This window comes from Thermosporothrix sp. COM3, assembly GCF_059696735.1.
Genome location: NZ_AP019376.1, coordinates 2180461 through 2193642, shown reverse-complemented (window position 1 = coordinate 2193642; position 13182 = coordinate 2180461). Strand labels below are relative to the sequence as shown.

Genomic DNA, 13182 nt, shown 5'->3' with positions numbered 1-13182 from the left:
CCTGTGAGTCACTCATCAAGCACAATAAGAGAAGGCGATGGACAATCGCATATTGAAACAGTATCGTTTGTAATACACGATATTCGCCTGTGAAACACAGTGTACACTATATATTTTTCATCTCACAATAGCTAAGATAGTAAATTTAAAATGATAAAGTATCCTCCATATATCTCCTCCTCTCTACCCATTTCTACCACCACATCGGAGCAAGAAGGAGCATTTCTCTCCATTACGCCCAGCCGCTACCAGCAGAAAGTGCTCTTTTTCCTGTGCAAGCGTGCAGCCTTTTCTATCAAGAAGAAGTATAGTGGTTAATCGGTTTTCATCTCCATCATCTGCGAACTGTATTTTTCCGCCTGTGAATGACTACTGCATAGTGTACAAAAAAGGAGAAAGAATTACTCTCTACTACGTAGAGGAAAGATAAGAAAAAATCCTCCTTAAGAGAATTGCAGGTTGAAAACAAGAAAGCTTATACTTTGAGCACACAAGAATAAAGCACATTCAGCGCTACGACAAAGGACGCTAAAGCTGCTTTTCTTCTACAATCTGAGGGCAGCTCAGAGCTTGATACATGTACCACAGACGATGAACAAAGAAAGTATCTACTTTTGATATCTTGATCGGCAGTTGTGACGCTTCTTTTCTTTCTTGCCAGATTTTTATGCATGTAAAGGTAAGGTTGATTTATGACAACAAAGAAGAATCCCTCACATATCCTCTCTTCTCACAAAATGGAGCTTTTCAAAGCCAGACTCGCTCAAAAAGGACTGGGGCAGAGAGCACAGTCAGAGATTCCACATAGAAAAGAGGCACCCTTTTATCCGCTCTCTTTTGCTCAGCAGCGGCTCTGGTTCCTCGACCAGATGGAGCCGGGCAACCCTGCGTATAACAACACGCTGGTGATTACCTTAGAGGGCTACTGCCATCTGGATGCACTTCAGCAGAGTTTACAAGAGATCATTCATCGTCAGGAAAGTCTCCGCACCACGTTCCACCTTCACGAGGGACAGCCCGTTCAGTCGATTTGCACTACCCTCCCGCTTCATCTGCCCTATATCGACCTCAGCCACCTTGCTCCGGAGCAACGGGAAAAGGCCGCACTGCTGCTCGCTCAACAGGACGCAAACCAACCGTTCGACTTGACAGTAGGGCCACTCTTTAGGATGCGGCTGCTCTGCCTGAAGCCACAGGAGCACAGGCTTGTACTGACACTTCACCATATCATTTCGGATGGTTGGTCTGAAGATGTGCTGCTCAAGGAACTCATTACATTGTATCAGGCGTTCGTTGATAGAAAGCCATCTCCCTTACCAGCACTGCCGCTGCAATATGCAGATTACGCGCTCTGGCAGCGGTCGCAGGATGACAGAGTTGAGCAGCAGTTAGCCTACTGGCGCGAGCAGCTTCGGGATCTCTCGCCATTTGAGCTGCCCACCGATCACCCGCGTCCAGCAGTTCAAACCTTTCATGGTGCGTATCAGGAAATACTGCTTCCTTGCGCATTGCAGAAGGAGTTAAAGGCCCTGAGTCAGCGGGAAAATGCCACGCTCTTTATGACATTACAGGCAGCCTTCCATGTACTATTATCCCGCTACACCGGCCAAACCGATCTCACAATTGGTACACCGAGCGCGAATCGAACCCGCCCCGAGGTTGAGGGGATTATTGGCTTTTTTGTCAATTCAATCGCCTTACGCGTCAATCTGGCAGATAACCCGACCTTCATTCAGCTTCTCACGCGGGTTCGGTCCATTACTATCGAGGCGTATACGCATCAGGAGATCCCCTTTGAAAAGGTCGTGGACGAACTCAAGCCAGAACGCTCCCTGAGCCATATGCCGCTCTTCCAGATCTTTTTTACCGAGCAACAAGCCGCTCCTACCAATCAGGAAGCAGCAGGACTACGCTTTCATCGGCTGGAACAGGGCTTCACTACCGCAAAATTCGACCTTTCGCTTCTCTTTGTAGACACCCCACAAGGGATACAGACCGTTATAGAGTACAACACAGATCTATTTGAGGCCGTTACGATCCAACGCCTCCTTACTCACTGGCGTATTTTGCTGCAAGGCATTGTTCATGATCCCACGAAGCGGCTTGATGAGCTACCACTTCTCTCCGAGGAAGAGCGCGAAATGCTCCTCTCAGCCTGGCAGGGATCTGAAAAAGAACACAGTATCCGCGCTGATGAATGGGAAGGAGTGCATCACCTCTTCGAGCGACGGGCAGCCGAGCAACCAGATGCCATCGCGCTTACCTTCGACGACGAGCAAATAACCTATGCCAGGTTGAATCAGGAAGCGAACAGGCTCGCTTCCTTCCTTCAACAACGTGGAGTGCAAGCTGAAACACCGGTTGGGCTCTTCATGGAACGCTCTTTCGCTATGGTTGTAGGAATGCTTGGTATTCTCAAAGCAGGCGGAACCTACGTCCCACTCGCTCCCGACTATCCACAGGATCGGCTCGCGTTCATTCTGGATACAACCCGAATTTCACTTATAGTGACACTATCACCGTTCCTGGAGCGGCTTCCCGGGCAGACATACAACACGATATGTTTAGATAGCGATCAACCAGGCGGTGCAATTCAGCCGGTACGCAATCCCCGGCCAGTTTCTCACCCCGAACAACTTGCCTATATTCTCTATACTTCAGGCTCTACAGGCCAACCGAAGGGGGTGATGATTTCCCATAAAGCCCTCAGCAACCATATGCATTGGATGCTCAATGAGTTCGCTTTTACTGCCGAGGATCATTTCTTCCAGAAGACACCCTTTGGCTTCGATGCATCTGTATGGGAATTCTATGCTCCGCTCCTGATCGGCGCCCGTATGGTGATAGCGGAACCAGGCGGCCACCAGGATCCGGCCTACCTGATGCGCACGATTCAGGAACAAGGCGTTACCGTCCTTCAGCTTGTCCCGACCCTGCTCAAGCTCCTTCTGGCAGAGCCCGATTTCGCGGCTTGTACAACCCTGCGCTCTGTCTTTGCAGGCGGAGAACCGCTTACGAAGCCACTCCTACAGAGCTTCTCCGAAACCCTTCCGGCCAGGCTCTATAACCTGTATGGTCCGACAGAGACGACGATTGATACCACCTTCAGTCTCTGTATACCGGAAGATCGCAGGCAACGTGTGCCGATCGGTCGCCCGATTAACAATGTACAGGTCTATCTTCTCGATGCCCATTTTCAGCTTGTACCGCCCGGGATGCCAGGAGAACTCTACATCGGAGGCGAAGGCGTGGGGCGTGGCTATCTCAACCGGCCAGACCTGACTGCTGAACGTTTCCTCCCTCACCCTTTTAGTAAAGAGCCAGGTGCGCGCCTGTACAAGACAGGCGATCTGGCACGCTATCATGAAGATGGAACACTCGAATTTTTGGAGCGACTGGACTCCCAGATCAAGCTACGCGGCCATCGGGTCGAGCCAGGCGAAATCGAAGCCGCCCTGCTCCTTCATCCCCTCGTTCAACAGGCCCTCGTCCTGCTTCAGAGCGACCCTCATCCCATGCTCGTCGCTTACCTCGTCGCTCAGGACCAGGCTCAGGCCCCTACCGCCGAGCAACTCCGGCAGCATCTTCACGCCTCTTTACCAGACTATATGATCCCCTCCCACTTCCTTGTGCTGCCTCACTTCCCTCTCAACGCCAATGGCAAGCTGGATCGCCGCGCCTTGCCCGCACCCTCTCTCTCTGCCACCTCCACCAACGAAGCGCCACGCTCTCCCCTGGAAGCACAACTGCATTCCATCTGGCAAGCGGTGCTCCAACTCGACACATTCGGCATCCACGATAACTTCTTCTCCCTGGGGGGTGACTCCATCCTCAGCATTCAGGTCGTCTCTCGAGCCGCTCAGGCCGGTCTCTCCCTCTCCCCTCGCCACCTCTTTCAGTATCAGACCATCGCACAACTTGCCGCCTTCCTCCACACGCTGCCCGATACTGCTACACCAATCACCCCTGCTCAGGCCGAGACGCTTCCGCAGGAGCTTCCCCTGCTCCCTATCATGCAGTGGTTCCTTGACCAGCAACCCGCCAACCCGCATCACTTCAATCAATCCATCCTGCTGCAACTGCAAGCCGCTGTCTCCTACCTGCAAATGCACACAGCGCTCACACAACTTGTACAGCGACATGACGCCTTCCAGCTCTTCCTGAGTGGCAACCTCTTGCGTCGGAGAGAGCAGGCTGAAAGCCCCGCTCTTCAGCAGGTCACCCTTGACGCGCTTTCCCCTGATGAGCAGCAAACCACCATCGAACAGGTCGCTGAGCAGGCTCATGCCTCCCTCTCGCTGGAGCATGGCCCCCTGCTGCGTGCCGTGCTCTTCACCAGAGGCCAGCAGCCTTCCCTGCTCCTGCTCGTCATTCATCACCTCGCTGTCGATAGCGTCTCCTGGCGCATCATTCTCTCTGACCTGAACGCGCTGCTCCAGGCTGCCAGAGCCAATGCACAGCCCCAACTACCACCACCCGGCCCGTCTTTCTGGCAGTGGGGCCACGCCCTGCTTCGCTATGTCCACACCCACGCCGACGCCCTTCGCCAGCAGCTTCCCTTCTGGCTCGCCCAACATCCCCCTACCGCTCCTGCCTTCCCTCTCGACCAGCCTCAGGGACAGAATCTCGAAGCCAGTAGCCGCATCATCGAGGTCACGCTTCCTGCCGAGGAGACCCGTGCCCTGCTTCAACAGGTGCCTCACGCCTACCAGACCCGCGTTCAGGACGTGCTCCTCTCCGCCCTCCTGCTCGCCTTCTCCGAATGGACTGAGCATCCTTCCCTGCTCCTCCACCTTGAGGGACACGGACGCGTTGACCTGCTTCCAGACATCGACCTGTCCCAGACCGTCGGCTGGTTCACCGCTCTCTATCCGCTCCTGCTCGAATTGCCTGCCCATCGCGATCCCGCCTCCGTCCTCAAAAGCGTCAAGGAGCAGCTCCGTCGCCTCCCAGAACAGGGCATCGGGTACGGCTTGCTTCGCTACCTGCACCCTGATGAGCAGGTCCGTCGCTCCTTTGATCTGCTTACTGAACCTCAACTCATCTTTAACTATCAGGGGCAGTTTGACCAGACGATCAACGACAGCACCCTGTTCCAGCTCGTCTCCCATACGCCCGGCTCTCAGCATAGCCCGGAGAACCGCCGTAGCCACCTCATCAGCATCGATGGCATGGTCGCCAACGGCTGCCTCTCCCTGCAATGGGAATACAGCTCCTCTCTGCATGCTCCAACCACCATTCAACAGCTTGCAACCTCCTTCCTCTCACACCTGCATTCCCTGATTCAGCATTGCCTCCTTCCCCAGGCTCACGGCTTCACTCCCTCTGATTTCCCCCTGGCTTCTCTCTCTCAGGCACAACTCGACTCCCTTGCTCTTCCCCCCTCCGTCGAGGATCTCTACCCTCTCTCTCCCTTGCAAGCAGGCATGCTCTTCCACGCCCACGAAGCCTCAGGGAGCGATCTCTATATCCAGCTCGCCGAGTTCCGCCTACAGGGTGCACTCGATCCTCAGCGGCTCCGCGACGCCTTCGCCACCGTCCAGCACCGCCATCCCATCTTGCGCACCTCCTTCCTCTGGCACGAGCTCGAACACCCACTGCAAGTCGTCTTCAGGCGCGCTCCTTTCCCCTGGCTCTTCGCTGATTGGCGCTCCCTCTCTCCCGACGTCCAGCAACTGCGTCTCGAAAAGCTGCGTCAGGAGGAACAAACTCGCGGCTTCGACCTGACGAACGCGCCACTCTTCCGCGTGCACCTGATCCAGCTTGCAGAGCGCCAATGGGTCCTGCTCTGGTGCTTCCATCACATCCTGCTCGATGGCTGGTCCCTCCCGCTGCTTTTTAGCGAGATCCTTCAAACATACAAGCAAGAAGGAAGCATGCTGACACCGCCGCTGCCCTACCGGGACTATATCGCCTGGCTTCAGCAGCAGGATCAGCACCAAGCCCTCTCCTACTGGCGACGGCTCCTTGCTGGCTTCTCCACTCCCACACGCCTGCCGTTCGATTACCTCGCGCCTCTCGAAGAGCAGCAACAGCAACACGATTTCGAGGAGAAAAGCATCTCGCGAGAGGAAACTCGAGCCCTGATCGAACATGCCAGACGGGAACAGCTCACGGTCAATACCCTGTTGCAAGCCGCCTGGGCCTTCCTCCTGAGCCGCTACAGTGGCAGCAACGATGTCCTTTTCGGCACAACCGTTGCCGGACGGCCCACCTCGCTTGCTGGCATCGAGCACACTGCTGGCCTCTTTATCAATACCCTGCCTGTGCGTGTCCAGCTCCCGGTGCACCAGCCGCTCTCCGATTGGCTCCGCGAGCTTCAGATCCAACAGGCCGAGGCACGACACTATGAATATGCTCCCTTGCTTGAGATCCAGCGATGCAGCGAGGTTCCCGCGGGGCAGCGTCTCTTTGACACCCTGCTCGTCTTTGAGAATTACCCGTTTGAAGATGCCACGCTCTCCTCGATTGCTGATCTCAACATACAGCCGATACAGACCATCGAGAAGACAAACTACCCGCTTGTCGTCGATGCAGTGATATACGAAGAAAGGCTGATACTTCGCATCACATACGATGCAGCCTGTTTCAAAGCCAGTACCATTGAACGCTTGCTTGCGCAGTTTCAACTGGTGCTACGGCAGCTTGCCAGCGGGACGCACCGGCATATCGATACGCTCGCGTTATTGACTGAAGAAGAGCGGCATAGAATGCTTGTAGAGTGGAACGCAAAGACGGCACCCTATCCAACGACACGGCTCTTTCATCAGCTTTTTACGGAACAGACTCGTTATACCCCTGATGCCATCGCCGTCACGCACGGCGACGAGCAGATATGCTATGCAGAGTTGGATCGTCGTTCGGATCTTCTGGCTGCTCGTTTGCGGCTTGAAGGAGTCGGACCTGAAGTGGTTGTTGCTATCGCACTTGAACGCTCAATACCCATGTTGATTACGCTTCTTGCCATATTGAAAGCAGGGGGAGCATACGTCCCGCTCGATCTCGACTACCCGCCTGATCGCCTGGCCTTTATTCTGGAAAACGCCGGAGCCTCGCTTCTCATCTCATCTCAGCAGATTGCAAGAGCCACTGGCCTGCTCGATAAGCCAATCAAGCGGATAGCTATTGAAGAGATATCCTGGCAAGAAGAGCATAGCACACTCGATACTCCGCCAATGCGTGCAGAACAGCTCGCCTACGTCATCTATACGTCTGGCTCAACCGGGCGTCCAAAGGGCGCGATGCTCTCGCATGCGGGGATGATAAATCACCTTTTCGCGAAAATAGACGCGCTCGGGCTGACTGCACATGACAGGGTGGCACAAACGGCCTCACTGAGCTTTGATATCTCGGTCTGGCAATTTCTTGCGCCCCTGTTGCTTGGCGGGTGCGTCTACATTCTCAGCAACGACGATATATACCAGCCCACCCATCTGTGTGCCAATCTGCGGACGCTTGCTATCACCACACTGGAACTGGTTCCTGCACAGATTCGTATGCTCCTTGAAGAACTAGAAACAGGCACGACACAGGAGATCGGCCAGGCTCTTCGCTGGATGATCTCAACTGGAGAGGCGATTCCCCCGCAGTTGTGTCGTCGCTGGCTACAACGTTGTCCCTATATTCCACTGGTGAACACCTATGGGGCAACCGAATGCTCAGATGATGTGACTCATGAGGTGATCGCAGAGCAGCCATCCGAACGCAGCATCAATGTCTCAGTAGGCCAACCGATCGCAAATATGCAGATCTACATTCTCGACGACTCATTTGCTCCGGTGCCTATTGGTGTGGCCGGTCATATCTACATAGGTGGTGTTGGCGTCGGCCGAGGCTATATTGTTGATCCGGTGAAAACAGCAGAGAGTTTTCTTCCCGATCCATTCAGCAACCAACCGGGTGCAAGGATGTATCGAACGGGTGATCGCGGGCGCTACTGGGAAGATGGCCGCATCGAGTGCCTGGGACGCCTGGACTCCCAGATCAAGCTACGAGGCCATCGGGTCGAGCCAGGCGAAATCGAAGCCGCCCTGCTCCTTCATCCCCTCGTTCAACAGGCCGTCGTCCTGCTTCAGAGCGACCCTCATCCCATGCTCGTCGCTTACCTCGTCGCTCAGGACCAGGCTCAGGCCCCTACCGCCGAGCAACTCCGGCAGCATCTTCACGCCTCTTTGCCAGACTATATGATCCCCTCCCACTTCCTTGTGCTGCCTCACTTCCCTCTCAACGCCAATGGCAAGCTGGATCGCCGCGCCTTGCCTGCACCCTCTCTCCCCGCCGCTTCCACCAACGAAGCGCCACGCTCTCCCCTGGAAGCACAACTGCATTCCATCTGGCAAGCGGTGCTCCAACTCGACACATTCGGCATCCACGACAACTTCTTCTCCCTGGGGGGTGACTCCATCCTCAGCATTCAGGTCGTCTCTCGAGCCGCTCAGGCCGGTCTCTCCCTCTCCCCTCGCCACCTCTTTCAGTATCAGACCATCGCACAACTTGCCGCCTTCCTCCATACGCAGCCCGATACTGCTACACCAATCACCCCTGCTCAGGCCGAGACGCTTCCGCAGGAGCTTCCCCTGCTCCCTATCATGCAGTGGTTCCTTGACCAGCAACCCGCCAACCCGCATCACTTCAATCAATCCATCCTGCTGCAACTGCAAACCGCTGTCTCCTACCTGCAAATGCACACAGCACTCACGCAGCTTGTACAGCGACATGACGCCTTCCAGCTCTTCCTGAGTGGCAACCTCTTGCGTCGGAGAGAGCAGGCCGAAAGCCCCGCTCTTCAGCAGGTCACCCTTGACGCGCTTTCCCCTGATGAGCAGCAAACCACCATCGAACAGGTCGCTGAGCAGGCTCATGCCTCCCTCTCGCTGGAGCATGGCCCCCTGCTGCGTGCCGTGCTCTTCACCAGAGGCCAGCAGCCTTCCCTGCTCCTGCTCGTCATTCATCACCTCGCTGTCGATAGCGTCTCCTGGCGCGTCATTCTCTCCGAGCTACAGACCATACTTCACGCCCTTCTGGCAGGCAAACAGCCCCAACTGCCACCACCCGGCCCGTCTTTCTGGCAGTGGGGCCACGCCCTGCTTCGCTATGTCCACACCCACGCCGACGCCCTTCGCCAGCAGCTTCCCTTCTGGCTCGCCCAACATCCCGCTTCCGCTCCTGCCTTCCCTCTCGACCAGCCTCAGGGACAGAATCTCGAAGCCAGTAGCCGCATCATCGAGGTCACGCTTCCTGCCGAGGAGACCCGTGCCCTGCTTCAACAGGTGCCTCACGCCTACCAGACCCGCGTTCAGGACGTGCTCCTCTCTGCCCTCCTGCTCGCCTTCTCCGAATGGACTGAGCATCCTTCCCTGCTCCTCCACCTTGAGGGGCATGGACGCGTTGACCTGCTTCCAGACATCGACCTGTCCCAGACCGTCGGCTGGTTCACCGCTCTCTATCCGCTCCTGCTCGAACTGCCTGCCCATCGCGATCCCGCCTCCGTCCTCAAAAGCGTCAAGGAGCAGCTCCGTCGCCTCCCCGAACAGGGCATCGGGTACGGCTTGCTTCGCTACCTGCACCCTGATGAAGCGGTACGCCATACCTTCGTCAATCAGGCACTCCCGCAGCTTAGCTTCAACTATCAGGGGCAGTTTGACCAGACGATCAACGACAGCACCCTGTTCCAGCTCGTCTCCCATACGCCCGGCTCTCAGCATAGCCCGGAGAACCGCCGTAGCCACCTCATCAGCATCGATGGCATGGTCGCCAACGGCTGCCTCTCCCTGCAATGGGAATACAGCTCCTCTCTGCATGCTCCAACCACCATTCAACAGCTTGCAACTTCCTTCCTCTCACACCTGCATTCCCTGATTCAGCATTGCCTCCTTCCCCAGGCTCACGGCTTCACTCCCTCTGATTTCCCCCTGGCTTCTCTCTCTCAGGCACAACTCGACTCTCTTGCTCTTCCCCCCTCCGTCGAGGATCTCTACCCCCTCTCTCCCTTGCAAGCAGGCATGCTCTTCCATACACAGTTCGATCCGAACAGTAAATTATATGTGCATCTGACAGAGAGCCGCTTGCAAGGGGAGCTCGATCCTCAGCGGCTCCGTGACGCCTTCGCCACCGTCCAGCAGCGCCATCCCATCTTGCGCACCTCCTTCCTCTGGCACGAGCTCGAACACCCACTGCAAGTCGTCTTCAGGCGCGCTCCTTTCCCCTGGCTCTTCGCTGATTGGCGCTCCCTCCCTCCCGACGTCCAGCAACTGCGTCTCGAAAAGCTGCGTCAGGAGGAACAAACTCGCGGCTTCGACCTGACGAACGCGCCACTCTTCCGCGTGCACCTGATCCAGCTTGCAGAGCGCCAATGGGTCCTGCTCTGGTGCTTCCATCACATCCTGCTCGATGGCTGGTCCCTCCCGCTCCTCTTCCAGGAAGCCCTTCACTTCTATGAGCACGCACACCTGCTGACTCTCGAAACGGCTCGGCCCTACCGGGACTATATCGCCTGGCTTCAGCAGCAGGATCAGCACCAAGCCCTCTCCTACTGGCGACGGCTCCTTGCTGGCTTCTCCACTCCCACACGCCTCCCCATTCAGCACCCCGCTCCCCTCGCTCAACAACAGCAGCAGTATGCCGTCCTGCATCTCTCCTGCGATCAGGAGCACACCGCCTCACTCCTTGCCTGCGCCAAACGCGAGCAGCTCACCATGAACACCCTCCTTCAGGCCGCCTGGGCCCTCCTCCTGAGCCGCTACAGTGGCAGCAACGATGTCCTTTTCGGCACAACCGTTGCCGGACGACCCGCCTCGCTTGCTGGCATCGAGCACACCGCTGGCCTCTTTATCAATACCCTGCCTGTGCGCGTACAGCTCCCGGTGCACCAGCCGCTCTCCGATTGGCTCCGTGAGCTCCAGGCGCAACAGGCCGAGGCACGGCTCTATGAATATGCTCCCTTGTTTGAGATCCAGCGATGCAGCGAGGTTCCCGCGGGACAGCGTCTCTTTGACACTCTACTCGTCTTTGAGAATTACCCGTTCGACGCTTCCCTGTCGGATGCCACACGTCAGCTTCAATTCCAGGAAGCATATACCCTGGAACGAACCAACTATCCCCTCATGCTTCAGGCGATGATGCAACAGGAGCGCCTGGAACTGCGACTGACCTATGACACCGCTTGCTTCGACGCTTCCCCCCTTCAGCGGCTGCTCAACCATCTCCTCCATATCCTTCTCTCTCTCGCTCACAACACGTCGAACACACCTGAACAGCTCTCCCTCATCCCTCATGATGAGCTTGATACGCTTCTGACTCGCTGGAACCAGACGCGCACCCCCTATCCTGCAACCCGGACGCTGCCGCTGCTCTTTGCCGAGCAGGTACAGCGCACCCCTGACGCCATCGCGCTCCTCTTTGAGGACGAACAGCTTACCTATGCTGAGCTGCAACAGCGCGTCAACCAGCTTGCGGCCCACCTTCGCACGCGTGGAGCGAAGCCTGAAAGCCACATCGGTATCTATATGGAGCGGTCAGCTACCCTGCTTATCAGCCTGCTTGCTGTGCTCAAAGCCGGAGCAACGTATATCCCGCTTGACCCAACCTACCCGCAGGAACGCATCGCCTTTATCATGGCCGATACAGATATGTTCCTTGTGTTGACGCAACAACACCTCCTCGATACGCTGCCTCCTTGTACGGCACAGCTTCTCTGTCTTGATAATGCGTGGCAGCAGATGCCTGAAGAAAGCGACACCGATGCAAGCTATGCAACACAGTCGGCCTATATCATTTACACTTCTGGTTCAACGGGTGTGCCAAAAGGTGTGATCCTTCAGCATCAAAGCCTGACCAATTTTCTCTATTCAATGCAACAAACACTTCAGCTTGATCGAAACGCTATCTGGCTAGCGGTCACAAGCATCTCCTTTGACATTGCAGGGCTCGAACTTTTCCTGCCGATCATCAGCGGCGGTCGGGTCGTTATCGCCAATCGGGAAGCCATCGCTGATAGCACGCAACTCATAAAGCTGCTTGCACACAGCGGTGCGACGGTCATGCAGGCCACTCCCGCCACATGGCAGCAGCTTCTGATGGTGGAATGGACGGGCCAGCCACACCTGACCATTCTCTGCGGTGGCGAGGCGCTCCCGGTTGAGTTAGCCCGCCAGCTTGCACCAAAGGGAGAACATTTCTGGAATCTCTATGGCCCCACTGAAACAACCATCTGGTCCACGATGGCCCGGGTGACTGCTGAAGAGCCCCCATCTATTGGCCGTCCCATCGCAAACACACAGATCTACCTGCTTGATTCGTCCCTGCAGCCGGTGCCAATAGGCATCCCCGGGGATCTCTACATTGGCGGTGACGGGTTGGCTCGTGGCTATCTGAATCGGCCCGACAACACAGCGGAGCGCTTTATTCCCTCTCCTTTTAGTGAGGAGCCGGGAGCACGCCTCTATCGCACCGGAGACATTGCCCGCTACCGTGAAGATGGCTCGCTCGAATACCTGGGCCGTGCCGACTATCAGGTCAAAATACGCGGCTTCCGCATTGAGCCTGGAGAAATAGAGAGCATCCTGACACAACATGAGGCGGTACAGGAGGCAGTCGTTCGGGTCTGGGAAGTCGCGCCCGGTGACGTACGACTCGTTGCCTACCTTATCGCAGCGACAGGGCATGATCTCCCCTCAGAGGAGGCTTTCAGACAATACCTGTTGCAGAAGCTTCCCGCCTATATGCTCCCGGCACATTTCCTTCAAGTGACAACCTGGCCGCTGACGCCGAATGGCAAGCTCAACCGGCAGGCATTGCCACTCCCCGATGAAGCAGAGACTCGCCGTGAAACACACTATGTCGCGCCACGCAACGCCGCTGAAGAGGTGTTCACCGAAATGTGGAAACAGCTCTTACAGGTTGAGCAGGTAGGCGTTTACGACAACTTCTTTACGCTCGGAGGCCACTCGCTCCTTGCGACGCGCTTTATTGCTCGGCTCAAGAAGCTTTTGCATCTTGATCTCCCGATCCGCGTGTTATTCGACAAGCCAACCATCGCCGAACTCGCGGAACTGCTCACGCAACAACAAGGAGTTGCACAACGGCTCAATGCCCTCGCGCGGGCGCAGAAACAATTGCATGCAATGACAAAAGAGCAACGACAGGCAAAATTGCAGCAACAGGAAAGAAAGGGCTAGCATCACT

1 protein-coding gene is annotated in these 13182 nt (G+C 56.3%); it reads left to right on the top strand.

The genetic code is table 11. The features are described 5' to 3' along the window. Positions 1–737: 737 nt before the first annotated feature. Entirely contained in the window at positions 738–13175 is a 12438-nt protein-coding gene (locus KTH_RS09365; RefSeq protein ID WP_497618096.1) for a non-ribosomal peptide synthetase, read from the top strand. The last annotated feature ends 7 nt before the right edge of the window (positions 13176–13182 follow it).

Bases quoted from the DNA above. Each gene is read 5' to 3' on its own strand.
- KTH_RS09365 (WP_497618096.1), top strand. From the start codon at position 738: ATGGAGCTTTTCAAAGCCAGACTCGCTCAAAAAGGACTGGGGCAGAGA.